The sequence below is a fragment of the Sphingosinithalassobacter tenebrarum genome, from assembly GCF_011057975.1.
Lineage (GTDB): Bacteria > Pseudomonadota > Alphaproteobacteria > Sphingomonadales > Sphingomonadaceae > Sphingomonas > Sphingomonas tenebrarum.
In genome coordinates this window covers 1818825-1833772 of record NZ_CP049109.1, presented here as the reverse complement: position 1 = coordinate 1833772, position 14948 = coordinate 1818825, and the positions used below count along the sequence as shown (strand labels likewise).

The following is a 14948-nucleotide window of genomic DNA, read 5'->3' as shown; positions in this document are numbered from 1 at the left end:
AAAGCCCCTGAACCGCAGTGATGGAAAATTACAGTTTCCCGATTGCTCAGAAGCGGTTGTCCCGCGGAAATCCGGTCGGAGGCATGCGTCCCGCGGCGCCCCGCGCGGCGCGCCATTGGGTAAGGTCGCTTTCGCTGCGATAGCGCTCGCTTTCGCCCCCCATGCGCCAGCGCAGCCCGTCCTCCATTCGGAACGTCGTGACATCGGCCAGCCCGCCCTCGCGATAGCGCTGGAGCTGAACCCCCTGCCCGCGCGCCAGTTCGGCGACTTCGGGAAGCGAGAAGACCAGCAGCTTGCGATTGTCGCCGATCACCGCGACGGCGTCGTCCTGCGGCGCGATCGGGTGAACCCGCAGCAGCCGGGCCCCGGCGCGCGGATTGACGATCTGCTTGCCCTTGCGCGTTTCGGCAGTGACGTCGGCTGCCTTGACCACGAAGCCGCGCCCGTCGCTCGCGGCCACGAGCAGCTTCTCGGCCGCGCTCGCGGGGAGCAGCGCGACGATGCCGCGCTCCCCTTCCAGGTCGATCATCAGCCGCACCGGCTCGCCGAAACCGCGCCCGCCGGGCAGCTTGTCGGCGCCCAGTGTATAGAAACGGCCATTGTCGGCAGCGAGCAGCAGCTTGTCGGTCGTCTGTGCATGGAATGCGAACATCGGACCGTCGCCTTCCTTGAACTTGAGCGTATCGGCGGCGGAGAGATCGACATGCCCCTTCATCGCGCGGATCCAGCCACGCTGCGACAGGATGACCGTGATCGGCTCCTTCTCGATCATCGCGTCGAGCGGGATTTCGCGAGTCGGGCCGGCTTCCTCGATGACGGTGCGGCGCCTGCCCAGCTCGGTCTCGGCGCCATAACGGTCCATCATCTTCTTGAGGTCGCGCTTCAGCCGCGTGCGCTGGCGGGCGGGCGAATCGAGCAATTGCTCGATCTCCGCCTTTTCCTTTTCCAGCGCGTCATGCTCCTTGCGCAGCTCCATTTCCTCCAGCTTGCGAAGGCTACGCAGCCGCATGTTGAGGATCGCCTCGGCCTGACGATCGGTCAGCTCGAATTCGGCGATCATCACCGCCTTGGGCTCGTCCTCATAGCGGATGATCTCGATCACCCGATCGAGATTGAGGAACGCGATGATATAGCCCGCTACCAGTTCGAGCCGGTCGATGATCTTGTTCAGGCGATGCTGCGAGCGGCGCACCAGCACGTCCGCCTGATGATCCTTCCACGCCGCGATCGCGTCGCGCAGGCTCATCACGCGCGGCGTGCGGTTGCGGTCGAGCACATTGAGATTGAGCGAGAAACGGCTCTCCAGCTCCGACAGGCGGAACAGGCTTTCCATCAGCGTGTCGATATCAACGGTGCGGCTGCGCGGTTCGAGGACGATGCGGATGTCCTCGGCGCTTTCGTCGCGAACATCGGCGAGGATCGGCAGCTTCTTGTCGTTGATCAGCGCGGCGATCTGCTCGATCAGCTTGCCCTTCTGAACGCCGTACGGAATTTCGGTGATCACTGCGACCCAGGTGCCACGCCCCAGATCCTCCTGATGCCATTTGGCGCGCACGCGGAAGCTGCCGCGCCCGGTGCGATAGGCCTCGGCGATCGCGGCAGGACTGTCGACCACGGTGCCGCCGGTCGGGAAATCGGGACCGGAGACATGCTCCAGAATCGCCGCATCATCTGCATCGGGCTGATCGACCAGGTGGATCGCGGCGCTGTAGATTTCGGCGGCATTGTGCGGCGGAATGCTCGTCGCCATGCCGACGGCGATACCGGCGGCGCCGTTGGCGAGCAGATTGGGGAACATGCCCGGAAACAATTCGGGCTCCTGCTCCTCGCCGTTATAGGTCGGGCGGAAATCGGCGGCCTCCTCGTCGAGGCCTTCCATCAGGTCGATCGCGACCTGAGTCAGCCGCGCTTCGGTGTAACGATAGGCGGCGGCGTTATCGCCGTCGATATTGCCGAAATTCCCCTGCCCGTCGACCAGCGGATAGCGCAGCGCGAACGACTGGGCGAGGCGCACCATCGCATCATAGACCGACTGGTCGCCATGCGGATGGTATTTGCCGATGACGTCGCCGACGACGCGCGCGCACTTCTTGTATCCGCTCGCCGGATCGAGCCGTAGCAACCGCATCGCCCATAAGAGGCGGCGATGCACCGGCTTCAGCCCGTCGCGAACATCGGGCAGCGAGCGCGCGGTGATCGTCGACAGCGCATAGACCAGATAGCGCTCGGAAAGCGCAGTATCGAAGGGGACGTCGGAAGGTTCGGGGGTTTCGAGGTCGAGTGCCATTGCCTCTCCGATAGCAGCGGCTTGCGTGCGTTGCGAGATGGCATGAACCGGTTTACCGTATTGCCATGACAACACACCTCCGCACAGGTTTCGTTGCGACGCCGAATCGCCCGGCGCGCTTCCGTCGGATGGCGGCCGATCAAAATCGTTCCCGAATCGGAACAGCCCGGCGGGTGTGGAGTTGGGGATTAACCAAATATTCGCTATTTGCTTCGGCGACGAGGGAGGACCGAATGCGCTTCACGGCTTGCCTGGCTGCCTTCGCCGCAATGGCGATGCTGGCCGGATGTGATTCCGGCAACGGAAACAAGAAAGGCGACAAGCCTGATCTGGCGACGCGCGAAGCAGCAGCAGCCTTTGCCGCCACGGGGACGCCGTTCGACTATCGCTATGCCTTCCGCCTGCCCGGCGACGCCATCAAGCAGGTCGTCGAAAGCAATGAGGACGCATGTCGGCAACTGGCGGAAAACCGCCGTTGCGAAGTGCTGGCGATGCGCTACTCGGTCGAGGACGCGTCAAAGGTTTCGGCGGTCCTGACGCTCAAGATCGATCCCACCATCGCGCGCGGTTTCGGCGATGAAGTGACACAATCGGTGATGGAATCCGACGGGGTCCTGCTCGATACGCAGGTGATGTCCGGCGAAGCCGGCATATCACGGCAGGCGAGCACGACCGAGCGGCTGCAGCGCGCGCTGAGCGAAGCCGAATCGAAACCCGACGATGCCGAAGCGCAGGCCGATGCAGAGGCGATTCGCGCGGCGCTCGACACGATCGAACGCGTCGATGGTGAGAGCAACACCAGCTTCGCCACGGCACCGGTGCTGATCACCTATGAATCGAGCGGCCCGATGACGGTGCTCGGCAACGGCAAGGCCGATCTGAAATCGGCCGGCGAAACGCTGCAGGATTCGCTTGCCCGGCTGGCGCAGCTGCTCGCAGCGTTCGGCCCCTGGGTGATCGCGCTGTTCATCCTCGTCTTCATCCTGCGCTGGATCATCCACCGCACCGAGGCGGCAGCGGAACCCGCACCCGTCCACGATCCGGCGCCCAATGCCGTGCCGGTGGAAGAAGACCCCGACGATCGCGGCAATCTGATCCAGCGCTGGTTCGCCCGCGACGACGAGGATGAGGACTAGGCGCGGCATGGTGGCTCTTAGGGGACGCCATGCGTTTAGTGCCTGTGACCCGATGTGTTCCATTGCCACCAGTTGCAATGTTTCGCTGTCAAATTGGGCTATGAGCTTTATCAAGAAACTGAAATATATCTTGCTTCCGGGACCAGTTGGCTAGCTTAAACGGTGACAGAAATCGGATAATTTTAGGGGGGCAAGAGTGAGGGACTCATCTTATCGTGCAGGGCTCAACGGTCAAAAATGTCCCCATGGAGGCAACCCGCTAAGTTGGAAGGCCGGAACTGCTGAGAGGCATACGCAAGATTCGCTTTCCCAGATGCACGCCAATCAGCGAGCAAGGGATTCTGGTGGCGGCTTTGTGCCAGCGGGAGCGTCGGTAGATTTCGGGCCACTGCTGAGAATCCTCCTCAAGGTCAGTATATGGACGATATTGATTTTAGCCTCTGCGGGATTTGCAGTATTGTATTTCGCCGTCAGGTGGTTCAGAAATAATAAAAAAGCGGCGTTTTCTATTTTATGGAAGTTCTTTGCTTTCATATTTTTGATTTGGAACTGCACTAGTCTATATCATCAATTAAAGATACTTTATTATAAAGATATTTTTGGACTGTGAACCACGATTTCACCCGAATTCGCTAATTTATCATTAGAAATATTTTATGTTACTTATCTATGTTTTATAAATGTAATCATTCGGAAGCGAAAGTTATCGCCAGCTGAGACCAAAAACGGACAAATCAACTGCCCTGCACGGGCACGGCGGTCATGAACTTGAAGGGAAAGCGCAGAATTCGAGTCCCCTCAATCTTGTCTTTCGATTGCTACGCTCATCAGGGCTGTAGCAGCGACTGACCTACTCTTTATCTGCCCATCCTCCTCTCAAGGCCTTTTTCTAATCTTAAGGGAAGCCCACACCGAAGGCTGATTGCGCCGCCCCCGGGGCTTGGCTATAGGCTTTGGCCTTTCAGGCCCCGGCCGGCGCTGGCAAATCGCGTCGCCGGGGCGGATCATTTTCAGGGGTATTCGCCACGATGGCTCGCCGCCGCCAGATCTACGAGGGCAAGGCCAAGATCCTCTACGAGGGTCCCGAGCCCGGCACGCTGATTCAGTATTTCAAGGACGACGCGACGGCGTTCAATGCCCAGAAAAAGGGCACGATCAACGGCAAGGGCGTTCTGAACAATCGCATCAGCGAGCATGTCTTCACGCTGCTGCAGGGGATCGGCGTCCCGACGCATTTCATTCGTCGCCTCAACATGCGCGAGCAGCTGATCCGGCAGGTCGAGATCGTGCCGGTCGAAGTCGTCGTGCGCAACGTCGTCGCCGGGTCGCTGGCGAAGCGGCTGGGCATCGAGGAAGGTACGCCCCTGCCCCGCACGATCGTCGAATATTATTTCAAGGACGATGCGCTCGGCGATCCGATGGTCACCGACGAGCATATCCTGTGCTTCGGCTGGGCGAGCCAGGACGAACTGCATGACATGGCCGACATGGCGATTCGCGTGAACGACTTCCTGTCGGGGCTGTTCGCCGGGATCGGCATCCGGCTGGTCGACTTCAAGCTCGAATTCGGGCGCATTTTCGACAATGATTTCAGCCGGATCATCCTGGCCGACGAAATCAGCCCCGATGGCTGCCGGCTGTGGGACATGGCCTCGGGCGAGAAGCTCGACAAGGACCGGTTTCGTCGCGATCTGGGCGGCGAAGTCGAAGCCTATCAGGAAGTTGCGCGCCGCCTGGGCCTGCTTCCCGAAGGCGCCGATTCGACGGTGCTCGACCTCGAAAAGCATCGCCAGCGCAAGGGCAGCTGAGAGCTACCTCCCCACAATACACCACCGTTTGCACTCAGCCTGTCGAAGTGCCCTTCTGCTTCTTCCCAGCGTGGCGAAAGAGTAGAACAGCGCTTCGACAGGCTCAGTGCAAACGGATGTCGGGACTGGCCACTCGCGAAAAAGCCACCCCGCTCCCGCAACTCCGCCTTGCGATCCGGCGCCGGGGGAGCCATAGGCTCGCGGCATGAAACTCCGCATCATCGTGACGCTCAAGAACGGCGTGCTCGACCCGCAGGGCAAGGCGATCCAGCATGCGCTGGGCTCGCTCGGCTTCGACGGCGTCAGCGATGTCCGTGCCGGCAAGATCTTCGAACTCGAAGTCGCCGATACGACCACCGACGATCAGATTGACGAGATGTGCCGCAAGCTGCTCGCCAATACCGTGATCGAGAATTACCGGGTGGAGAAGGCGTGAAGACCGCCGTCATCGTCTTCCCCGGATCGAATTGCGACCGCGACATCGCCGTCGCACTGGAGTCGGTGACGGGCACCAAACCGGCGATGGTGTGGCACGGAGAAAGCGAGCTTCCCGAGGGGCTCGGCGTCATCGCGCTGCCCGGCGGCTTTTCCTATGGCGATTATCTGCGCTGCGGCGCGATCGCGGCCCGCAGCCCGATTGTCCGCGCGGTGGTCGACGCGGCCAATCGCGGAACACCGGTGATCGGCATCTGCAACGGATTTCAGGTGCTGACCGAGACCGGGCTGCTCCCCGGCGCGCTGATGCGCAACGAAGCGCTCAACTTCGTGTGCCGCGACGTCGAACTGACGGTCGAGAACAGCCAGTCGATCTTCACGAGCGCCTATTCGGCCGGCGAAACGCTGACGATCCCGGTGGCGCATCACGACGGCAATTATTTCGCCGACGCCGAAACGCTTGACCGTATCGAAGGCGAGGGCCGCGTCGCCTTCCGCTATACCGGCAACGTCAACGGATCGGCACGTTCGATCGCGGGCGTGCTGAACAAGGCAGGCAATGTCCTCGGCATGATGCCGCACCCCGAACGCCGCATCGAAGCCGCGCATGGCGGCATGGATGGGCGTCGCTTGTTCGAAGGGCTGCTGCAGGCCGTCGCCTGAACCCGCAGAGGCGGCCGACACCCCTCCCCCGAGCGAGCGCCGGCCACCGGGCCACTCGAACCGATGCGGGAATGGTGCCTGGTCCGGGCCCTGCCTCGATCCGAGGCCATGCCGGAATAATCCAGATCAACATTGCCGCCGTTGCGCTGAATCAAATGCGGGTTGCGCGCCCGGTCAGACGCGGGCGCTGAACGGCGTGAAATTCGTCCCTTCGTCATAGACGTCGAGCCCTTCGCGCCGCTTCAGAAAGCCGACGACGAGATAGGTGAACGGCGTCAGGATCGCTTCCCACGACACCTTGAGCACCCATTGCGTCACCAGCACGGTGAGCACCAGTTCGTTCGTCCAGCCTTCGGCATAGAGAAAGGCGGCGGGATAGAAGATCAGGCTGTCGACGCCCTGCCCCGCGATGGTCGAGCCGATCGTGCGCATCCAGAGATGCTTGCCCTGCGTCCACACCTTCATCTTCGCCATGACGAAGCTGTTGACGAATTCGCCGCACCAGAAGGCGATCATCGATGCGAAGACGATGCGCGGCACCTGGCCGAAAATCACTTCATACGCCGCCTGGTTTTCCCAGTCGGGCGCAGGCGGCAGTTCGACGACGATCCAGCTCATGAACGCCATGAACAGCACCGCGGCGAACCCGGCCCAGATCACGCGGCGCGCACGCGCATAGCCATAGACTTCGGTGAGCACGTCGCCGATCACATAGGAGACCGGGAAGAACAGGATGCCCGCGCCGAACGGCCAGTATCCGACTCCCGGCAGCCAGATCTGCGCCACCTTCCCCGCACCGATCACGTTCGACAGGACGAGGATCACGACAAACGCGGCCATCACGAAATCGAAATAGCGGAAATGGCTCCCGGTGATTTCGCGGGCGCGGATATGCGCGGGGCGGTGCGGATCGCTCATGGCCCGCGACTATGATCGCGGTTCCGCCTGTGCGCAATCCACGCTAAGGAGCGCCCGGTGCGCGCCCGTAGCTCAGTTGGATAGAGCACGAGCCTTCTAAGCTTGTGGCCGCTGGTTCGAATCCAGCCGGGCGCGCCATTTCCCCGCGTCACCCACCAAGTCGGATAGCATCCTGAAGGGTGAGGTGGTTAGGGGTGTCCTAAACCCGTTTCGTGGGCATGTGATATCGACCAATTAAGTATACCATCCCTGGAATTCCCGGATCACGCTGACCCCGGCCATTGAGAGACCTATTTTCGAGGCTTTCGCGCCAATCGGCCAAAGGAAAAAATCCACAAGGCCAGCATGGAGGCAATAAACAACCCGCCAAAGACGGTATCTATGCTCTTGTTGTTTGAGAGGGTTATGCCAAGGATCGAGAGGCCGATCCCAATCAGCGAAATGTAGATTAGCTTCATAAGATCACCTATTGAAAGATCATGATGCGCGCTGTGCCGCTCATGTCATTGCTCGTCGCGCTCACCCGCCCGAGCGCATCCCCCAGCTTCTTACAGCTGCCGCGCGATCCAGTTCCTGCCGGGACAAAATCGAGCGCAGAAACAGTCATGCACGCAGCGATTTCGCGTCCCTTGCGCTTGATTTGAGTCAAAAGCGCGGCGCCGAACGCACCGGATACTCTCGATATCGGGCAGGCCAAGACCGCCCGGGAGAGGATCGAGCACCATGACCAAGACGCTGATTGCGGGCGCGCGTCTGTTCCCCGCAACGGACGAGGACGCCTTTGTCGCCGACCTGCTGGTCGAGGGAAATTCCATTGCCGCCGTCTCGCGCGCGCCCGGATCGATCGATGCCGGCGACGCGCAGGTGATCGACGGTTCGGGCATGTTTCTGATGCCCGGCATGACCGAAGGGCATGGCCACATGTCGTTCGACAACATCACCGCCACCGAAGGGCTGATGATCCCGCCGCCCGAGGAACAGACGCTGGCGACCGCGCGCAACGCGAAATTGCTGTTCGATCACGGCTTCACCAGCGTTTATAGCGCGTCGGAGGCCAAGCTGCGGCTCGCCGTGGCGGTGCGCAACGAGGTCGAGGCGGGGCGGCTGGTCGGCCCGCGCATCCGCGCCGCGGGCGTCGAAATCTCTGTCACCGGCGCGATGGGCGACGAAGGCAAGCTGCACGATCCGCGGCTCGGCCCCTCGATGCTGATCGACGGACCCGAGGAAATGCGCAAGGCGGTGCGGCTGCAGTGCCGCGAAGGCGTCGACAACATCAAGCTCGATGTCTCGGGCGACCCCTTTTACCCCGGCACGCCGGGCGATTGCACGCCGATGGCCTATGAGGAAGTCGAAATGGCGTGCCGCACCGCGCATGCCTATGGCAAGATGGTCAACGCGCACAGCCGCTCGATCGAAGGCACCAAGATGTGCGCGCGCGCCGGCGTCGACATGTTCTACCACCTCGAATATTCCGACGAGGAAATGCTCGACATGCTCGAGGCGCAGAAGGACCGCATCTTCGTCACGCCGACCTTCGGGCTGCTCTACACGATGCTCCACGAAGCGTCGGACTGGGGGATCACGCCCGAAGTGGCACACTCGCTCAGGATCGACGAGCTGGTCGATTGCGCGGCGGAAACGCACAGCGCGCTGCGCAAGCGCGGCATCCGCCATCTGATCGGCGGCGATTATGGCATCGCCTGGAACCCGCAGGGGACCAACGCCCGCGACGTGAAGCATTTCGTCGATTTCTTCGGCTATTCGCCCGCCGGCGCGCTGGTCTGCGCGACGCGCAACGGCGGGCTGGCGATGAAGGCGGACGGGTCGCTCGGCACGCTCACCCAAGGCGCGCTCGCCGACATGCTGCTCGTCGACGGCGATCCGCTCGCCGACCCTTCGATCCTCACCGATGCCGATCGCCTCGTCCTGATCATGAAGGACGGAGTCATTCACAAGAACGCCGCAGGCGCGCCGCAGGAACGCCGCGCCGCCGCCTGAATCCAGGAGAGCCAAGCCATGAACTATTCCGATCCCAAATCGCAGGATGCACTTCAGCCCGGCGCCGCGCGCTGCCCGGCGGTGAGCACGCAGGAAATCATCGCCGACGACGCGGTGCCCGCGCCCGAATGGGTCCGCACCGAAAGCTATACCTTTCTCGGCGACGAGGATGTTTCGGCGGAGCGCTATACCAGCGCCGATTATGCCCAGGCCGAGGTCGAGCGGATGTGGCCGCGCACCTGGCAATTCGCCTGCCGCGAGGAGCATATCCCCGAAGTCGGCGATTATTATGTCTATGACGTCGGCCCCTACAGCCTGATCGTCACGCGCGTCGGCGAGAACGATATCCGCGCCTATTTCAACTCGTGCCTCCATCGCGGCACCAAGCTGCGCCACAGCGGCACCGAAGGGCGTGCGACCGAATTCAAATGTCCCTTCCATGCGTGGAGCTGGAATATCGACGGCAGCTGCAAGACGGTGCTGTGCGACTGGGATTTCCCGCATGCCAAGAAGGAAGACCTGTCGCTGCCGCAGGCGAAGGTCGAAACGCTGGGCGGGTTCGTCTTCGTCAACATGGACCCGGATTCGCCGAGCCTCGCCGACTATATCGGGCCCGAGGCGATGAAGCATTTCGAAGCGTGGAAGCTCGAGGACCGCTATGTCTTCTGTCACGTCAAGAAGCGCATTCCAGCGAACTGGAAGCTCAATCAGGAAGCCTTCCACGAAGCCTATCACGTGCTCGCCACGCATCCGCAGGTCTGCCCCTCGAACGGCGACGTCAATTCGCAATACGATACGTTCGGCGACCATGTGAATCGCTTCATCTCGACGCTCGGCGTGGTCAGCCCGCACCTCTATGGCGAAGTTACCGAGCAGGACGTGTTTGAACAGTTCGTGATCGGCGATCCGAGCGCGCTCGAAGGCTCCGAACGCAAGCTCGGCGAAGGCGAGACGGCGCGCGCGGCGATGGCCAAGCTGTTCCGCAAGACATTCGAGGAAGCCAATCACGTCGATTTGAAGGACGTGTCGGACTCCGAGCTGCTCGATTGCTTCAGCTACAGCGTCTATCCGAACCTGTTCGTCTTCCCCGGCGTGTCGCTGCCGATGGTCTATCGCTTCCTTCCCGACCGATTCGACCATCGCAAGAGCACGATGGAAGTGTTCTTCCTGCGCCCCAAGCCGAGCGACGGCAGCGATTTCGAAACCGCCGAGATGCAGGTGCTGGGGGACGATCAGTCGTTCACCGAGGCCGAAGGAATGGACCCCGGCTTCGGCGGCATCCTCGACCAGGATACCGACAATCTGATGCTCCAGCAGGAAGGGCTGGAGGCCGCGTCGAAAAAATCGCTGACGCTGGCGAATTATCAGGAAATCCGCATCCGCCACTGCGAACAATCGACCGACCGCTATATGGCGATGCCGCCGCTCGACGTCGATTGGCGCACGCAGCAGAAATGCGGAAACCACGGCTGAGCGCACCGGGCGGCCGGCGACAGCATCACCAGCCGCCCGAGATGGTTCAGGCCTTGTCCTTCTTGCCTTTGCTGCGGCCATAGAGCAGCGCGCCGGCCAACGCGGCCGAACCGATGCCTACCGCAGCGCCCGCCGCGATCCATTTGCGCGAGCGGGCGGCTTCCTTTTCCTTCGCCTCGGTATCGCCGACATCGTCGTGCGGCGGCTCCTCGATCGGATAGGGCGACTTGTTCTCTTCGGGTACGGGTGGCTTTTTCGTCATAACTTTCCCTTGCTGCACAAAACCCAACGTGCAGCGCGCCCCTGAGTTGCCAAAACCGCACGCGAAACGAAAGCCCCGCGCGAAACGGCTTGGCACGGCCCGTCCGCGCAGGGCACAAGCGCGCACCATGAATCCGATATACGCAGCGATGGGAACGACCATTTTCGAAGCCATGTCGGCGCGCGCCCGCGCGAGCGGCGCCGTCAATCTGGGTCAGGGCTTCCCGGACGGCACCGGTCCCGAAGCGGTGCTTCACACCGCCGCCGAGGCGCTGACGCAACGATCGAATCAGTATCCCCCGATGATCGGCATCCCCGAACTCCGCGAGGCCGTTGCCGATCACTATGCGCGGCATCAGGGACTCAATCTGACGGCAGAGGAAGTGGTGGTCACCTCCGGCGCGACCGAGGCGCTGGCCGCTGCATTGCTCGCGCTGATCACGCCCGGCGACGAAGTGCTCTGTTTCCAGCCGCTCTACGACGCCTATGTGCCGCTGATCGAGCGCGCGGGCGGCGTACCGCGTTTCGTCCGGCTCGAACCGCCAGAGTGGCGGATCACCGCCGAAGCGCTGGAGGCGGCGGTGACCGAGAGGACGCGGCTGGTGCTGTTCAACAACCCGCTCAATCCCGCCGCGACGATGGCAAGCGCCGGAGAACTGGCGCTGCTCGCCGACTTTTGTGTGTCGCACGATCTGATCGCGGTGTGCGATGAAGTGTGGGAACATGTGACCTTCGACGGCGCACGACATCTGCCGCTGATCGGCTTTCCCGGCATGCGCGAACGGACCGTGAAGATCGGCAGCGCGGGCAAGATCTTTGCGCTGACGGGATGGAAAGTCGGCTGGATGTGCGCAGCGCCGCAATTGCTGCGCGGGCTCGCCAAGGCGCACCAGTTCCTCACCTTCACCACACCACCCAATCTGCAATGGGCGGTCGCGCACGGATTAAATACGCAAGATGACTGGGTGCAGCGCGCCAGCGCCGGGTTCCAGCGATCGCGCGACCGGCTGAAGAACGGGCTCGAAACGCTCGGCCTGGTGACGTTGCCGAGCGCCGCGACCTATTTCCTGTCGATCGATCTGACCGCGAGCGGCATCGATGAAGGCGACGTGGATTTCTGTAACCGCCTGCTCGACGAAGCCGGCGTCGCGGCGATTCCGGTATCGGCCTTTTACGCGCAGGACGCCGTCACCAATGTCGTGCGGCTTTGCTTCGCCAAGGCGGACGAGACGCTCGACGCGGCGCTGGAGCGGATGGCACGGCTGCGCGCGCCGGCCTAGTTCCAGCCGGTGCCGTTGATACGCTTGGTAATGCGGATGCGGACCCAGCTTCCGACCTGCTCCTTGCCGTCCTTGCGCGCGGGGCGGACGCGGAACTTGAACGCCATCGCCAGCACCGCCTGCCCCATGCCCGACCCTTTGGGTGATTCATACTGAAGCACGCAATCCTCCACCCGATAGTCCGGCACTGTCCGGCAACTGATCAACGCCACGGCTTCGCCACTCACGACCGAGAGATAATCGGCCATCATCCGCTGTTCGGGCCGACGATACCATTCGGCGGCATAGAGCGGCGATCCGTCCGGCGCGGTGCCGACCACCGGCGTATCGGGCCGCTGACCGGGGACGCCGGGATCGACCGGGCCATAGGTGCGCGACGGCCGCGATGGCTGTGTCGACTGCCGTTCGGCCGGGCGGCGCTGCATGCTGTCGTCCACCATCGCCATCTCGTCGCGCGACATCGGAATGAAGTTGGGCACCGGCCGTTCCGAGGGGGCTTCGCGCGTCGGCTGTGGCTGTTGCGGCTGCGGCGGTTGTTCGACCGGCCGGGGCTCGGGCTGTTCCTCCGCCGGTTCCTCCGGGCGCGCATCCTCGCTGTCGCCGGGATCGACTTCGGGCGGCGCTGTGCCCTGCGAGCTGACGTCGAACAGGCTCATCGCCGATTCCTCCTCGGGATCGAGGAACTGCGGAACGATGGTCAGCAGCAGCAGCGCCAGCAGGATTTCGACGATCAGCGCCAGCAGCAGCGCTGGCCCGCGAACCCGCAGCCATAGCCGCATCTTTTCCGTGTCCACGCGCGGCGCGGCGAAAGCCATGAAGTGCCTGTCTTCCCTAGTGATCAACGCGGAGCTTTTCGCCCGGACCATCCTCCCCCGAGGACCCGCTATCCCGCCTTTACGACCTAAGCATGGCCGAGGGGGCGAATGCGAGGGGGCATCCCGGAATTTTCCGCTCCCTCGCCGGGAGCGAGGGGAAGGTCAGTCGCCGATTCGGTCGAGCACGCCTTTTTCCGTGATATAGGCAGTGACCAACCGAGCGGGTGTGACATCGAATGCCGGATTGGCGGCGGGCGACTGCGTCAGGCGGATGGTCGTGATCGTGCCGTCCCCGGCGGGGCCGGTCGCCTGAGTCAGTTCCTCGCCGGCGCGTTCCTCGATCGGAATGGCATCACCGCTCGGCGTGTCAGCGTCGAACGTCGTATAGGGCAGCGCGACGTAGAAGGGTACGTCATTGTCGTGCGCGGCAAGCGCCTTCAGATACGTCCCGATCTTGTTGCAGACATCGCCGTTCGCCGTCACGCGATCGGTGCCGACGATCACCGCGTCGACCTTGCCCTGCATCATCAGGAGGCCGCCGGCATTGTCAGCGATCACCGTGTGCGGGACGCCGTGATTGCGCAGCTCGAACGCGGTGAGCAGCGCGCCCTGATTGCGCGGGCGGGTTTCGTCGACCCAGACATGAACCGGAATGCCTTCGTCATGCGCGAGATAGATGGGCGCGGTGGCAGTGCCGTAATCGACCGTGGCGAGCCAGCCGGCATTGCAATGCGTCAGGATGTTGATCGGGCGGTCTGGGTGCCTGGCGTGCAGATCGCGGAGCAACTGGAGACCGCTTTCGCCGATCGCGCGGCACAGCTCGACATCTTCGTCGCAGATCGCATCGGCACGGGCGAAGGCGGCCTGGGCGCGTTCGGCGGGCGGCAGCGGGCCGACCGTCTTCGCGACTTCATCGAGCGCCCAGCGCAGATTCACTGCCGTCGGGCGGGTGTGGAACAGATAGTCGCGCGCGGCGAGCAGGCTTTCGTCCGACGGGTCTTCGGCAAGCGCCATCGCCAGCCCATAGGCGGCCGTCGCCCCGACCATCGGCGCGCCGCGCGTCCACATTTCGCGGATCGCGATCGCCGCCGCCTCCATGTCGCGCAGTTCGACCCAGCGGACTTCCCAGGGAAGCTGGCGCTGATCGAGGATGCGTGCGCCCTTCCCATCCTGCGTGCGCATGATCGAGCGGGTATATTCGCCTTGCAGGATCACGGCAGCACCTCCGCCAGCGAATGCACGTCGCCGCCCTGCCCTTCGCGATCGATCAGCAGCGCCTGAACCCCGGCGGCCTTGGCGGCGTCGATCTCGGGCTGCATGTCGGAAACGAACAGGATGTCGCCGGGCGCCAGGCCAAGCGCGTCGGCGATCTTCGTGTAGGAGGCCGCTTCGCGCTTGGGGCCGGTGGTGGTGTCGAAATAGCCCGACAGGAACGGCGTCAGGTCGCCTGCCTCGCTGAAACCGAAGATCAGCTTCTGCGCGGCGACCGAGCCCGAGCTGTAGATATGGACGGGGATGCCGGCCGCGTTCCAACGGGCGAGCGCCTGCGGCGTGTCGGGATAGACATGACCCTTGAGCGTGCCGTCGCGATAGCCCGCGTCCCAGATCATCCCCTGCAACGTCTTTAGCGGGGTTTCCTTGGCGTCGGCGTCGATCCAGCCGATCAGCGTGGCGACCGGATCTTCACCCGGCACGTCCGCAAGGATCGGCGCCACGGCTTCGCGATTGGCGGCGACATAGGCGGGCAGATGCTGCCGCGCATAGGGGAAGAGGACATCGGCGACGAAGGCGATGCTGCTCGTCGTCCCTTCGATGTCGAGGAGGATGGCTTTGGGAGTCACGGAAGTTCCTTCCTCTCCGTTTCGGGGAGGATG

14 protein-coding genes and 1 tRNA gene are annotated in these 14948 nt (G+C 63.0%); 8 read left to right on the top strand and 7 right to left on the bottom strand.

Translation table 11 applies throughout. The features are described 5' to 3' along the window. Positions 1-46: 46 nt before the first annotated feature. Positions 47-2287: a DNA topoisomerase IV subunit A gene (gene parC / locus G5C33_RS08975; protein ID WP_165326901.1), complete on the bottom strand. Its 2241-nt coding sequence runs from the start codon at positions 2285-2287 to the stop codon at positions 47-49. Between the two features lie 233 nt (positions 2288-2520). Here parC and G5C33_RS08970 point away from each other — a divergent pair, with 233 nt between their 5' ends. Further along, a complete protein-coding gene (locus tag G5C33_RS08970; RefSeq protein ID WP_165326900.1) occupies positions 2521-3423 on the top strand; it encodes an OadG family protein in 903 nt (300 codons plus the stop codon). A gap of 324 nt (positions 3424-3747) precedes the next feature. Here the strand turns inward: G5C33_RS08970 and G5C33_RS08965 are convergent, their stop codons facing one another. After that, positions 3748-3957, bottom strand: a complete 210-nt coding sequence (locus G5C33_RS08965; protein ID WP_165326899.1) for a hypothetical protein — start codon at positions 3955-3957, stop codon at positions 3748-3750. Positions 3958-4451: 494 nt separating this feature from the next. Here G5C33_RS08965 and purC point away from each other — a divergent pair, with 494 nt between their 5' ends. The 3 genes from purC (at position 4452) to purQ (ending at position 6329) form a co-directional block, all read left to right on the top strand. Next, entirely contained in the window at positions 4452-5231 is a 780-nt protein-coding gene (purC, locus tag G5C33_RS08960; RefSeq protein WP_165326898.1) for a phosphoribosylaminoimidazolesuccinocarboxamide synthase, read from the top strand. A 205-nt stretch (positions 5232-5436) separates the two neighbouring features. After that, positions 5437-5667 (top strand): phosphoribosylformylglycinamidine synthase subunit PurS, encoded by a 231-nt coding sequence (gene purS, locus G5C33_RS08955; RefSeq protein WP_165326897.1) that lies wholly within the window; start codon positions 5437-5439, stop codon positions 5665-5667. Continuing rightward, entirely contained in the window at positions 5664-6329 is a 666-nt protein-coding gene (gene purQ / locus G5C33_RS08950) for a phosphoribosylformylglycinamidine synthase subunit PurQ (RefSeq protein ID WP_165326896.1), read from the top strand. The genes purS and purQ overlap by 4 nt, the downstream gene beginning before the upstream one ends. 174 nt (positions 6330-6503) lie before the next feature. On the opposite strand, the gene G5C33_RS08945 is transcribed toward purQ, so the two are convergent. Continuing rightward, on the bottom strand, positions 6504-7247 hold the full coding sequence (locus G5C33_RS08945; RefSeq protein WP_165326895.1) for a queuosine precursor transporter: 744 nt from the start codon (positions 7245-7247) through the stop codon (positions 6504-6506). Positions 7248-7308: 61 nt separating this feature from the next. Between G5C33_RS08945 and G5C33_RS08940 the strand changes: the two genes are divergently transcribed. The 3 genes from G5C33_RS08940 to G5C33_RS08930 all read left to right on the top strand — a co-directional run bounded on the left by G5C33_RS08940 (position 7309) and on the right by G5C33_RS08930 (position 10718). Beyond that, positions 7309-7385, top strand: a tRNA-Arg gene (locus G5C33_RS08940). 585 nt (positions 7386-7970) lie between these two features. Beyond that, on the top strand, positions 7971-9245 hold the full coding sequence (locus tag G5C33_RS08935) for an amidohydrolase family protein (RefSeq protein WP_165326894.1): 1275 nt from the start codon (positions 7971-7973) through the stop codon (positions 9243-9245). 18 nt (positions 9246-9263) lie between these two features. Then, positions 9264-10718, top strand: coding sequence for an aromatic ring-hydroxylating oxygenase subunit alpha (locus G5C33_RS08930; protein WP_165326893.1), 1455 nt, complete (start codon positions 9264-9266; stop codon positions 10716-10718). 46 nt (positions 10719-10764) lie between these two features. Here G5C33_RS08930 and G5C33_RS08925 read toward each other — a convergent pair whose 3' ends face one another. Next, complete coding sequence (locus G5C33_RS08925) at positions 10765-11142, bottom strand: hypothetical protein (protein WP_165325326.1); 378 nt, start codon at positions 11140-11142, stop codon at positions 10765-10767. Here G5C33_RS08925 and G5C33_RS08920 point away from each other — a divergent pair. Next, positions 11108-12259, top strand: a complete 1152-nt coding sequence (locus tag G5C33_RS08920; protein WP_165326892.1) for an aminotransferase — start codon at positions 11108-11110, stop codon at positions 12257-12259. The genes G5C33_RS08925 and G5C33_RS08920 overlap by 35 nt on opposite strands. Here the strand turns inward: G5C33_RS08920 and G5C33_RS08915 are convergent. From G5C33_RS08915 to mtnC, 3 genes are all read right to left on the bottom strand, one after another. Further along, on the bottom strand, positions 12256-13074 hold the full coding sequence (locus tag G5C33_RS08915) for a hypothetical protein (protein WP_206518665.1): 819 nt from the start codon (positions 13072-13074) through the stop codon (positions 12256-12258). The genes G5C33_RS08920 and G5C33_RS08915 overlap by 4 nt on opposite strands. A gap of 162 nt (positions 13075-13236) precedes the next feature. Beyond that, a complete protein-coding gene (mtnA, locus tag G5C33_RS08910; protein WP_165326890.1) occupies positions 13237-14289 on the bottom strand; it encodes an S-methyl-5-thioribose-1-phosphate isomerase in 1053 nt (350 codons plus the stop codon). Beyond that, a complete protein-coding gene (gene mtnC, locus G5C33_RS08905) occupies positions 14286-14915 on the bottom strand; it encodes an acireductone synthase (RefSeq protein ID WP_165326889.1) in 630 nt (209 codons plus the stop codon). Before mtnC ends, mtnA begins: the two co-directional genes overlap by 4 nt. Between the last annotated feature and the right edge of the window lie 33 nt (positions 14916-14948).

Excerpts from the sequence above, each read along its gene's own strand:
- parC (WP_165326901.1), bottom strand. The coding sequence starts at position 2,287 with ATGGCACTCGACCTCGAAACCCCCGAACCTTCCGACGTCCCCTTCGAT.
- G5C33_RS08970 (WP_165326900.1), top strand. The coding sequence starts at position 2,521 with ATGCGCTTCACGGCTTGCCTGGCTGCCTTCGCCGCAATGGCGATGCTG.
- G5C33_RS08965 (WP_165326899.1), bottom strand. The coding sequence starts at position 3,957 with ATGAAAGCAAAGAACTTCCATAAAATAGAAAACGCCGCTTTTTTATTA.
- purC (WP_165326898.1), top strand. The coding sequence starts at position 4,452 with ATGGCTCGCCGCCGCCAGATCTACGAGGGCAAGGCCAAGATCCTCTAC.
- purS (WP_165326897.1), top strand. The coding sequence starts at position 5,437 with ATGAAACTCCGCATCATCGTGACGCTCAAGAACGGCGTGCTCGACCCG.
- G5C33_RS08945 (WP_165326895.1), bottom strand. The coding sequence starts at position 7,247 with ATGAGCGATCCGCACCGCCCCGCGCATATCCGCGCCCGCGAAATCACC.
- G5C33_RS08935 (WP_165326894.1), top strand. The coding sequence starts at position 7,971 with ATGACCAAGACGCTGATTGCGGGCGCGCGTCTGTTCCCCGCAACGGAC.
- G5C33_RS08930 (WP_165326893.1), top strand. The coding sequence starts at position 9,264 with ATGAACTATTCCGATCCCAAATCGCAGGATGCACTTCAGCCCGGCGCC.
- G5C33_RS08920 (WP_165326892.1), top strand. The coding sequence starts at position 11,108 with ATGAATCCGATATACGCAGCGATGGGAACGACCATTTTCGAAGCCATG.
- G5C33_RS08925 (WP_165325326.1), bottom strand. The coding sequence starts at position 11,142 with ATGGTCGTTCCCATCGCTGCGTATATCGGATTCATGGTGCGCGCTTGT.
- G5C33_RS08915 (WP_206518665.1), bottom strand. The coding sequence starts at position 13,074 with ATGGCTTTCGCCGCGCCGCGCGTGGACACGGAAAAGATGCGGCTATGG.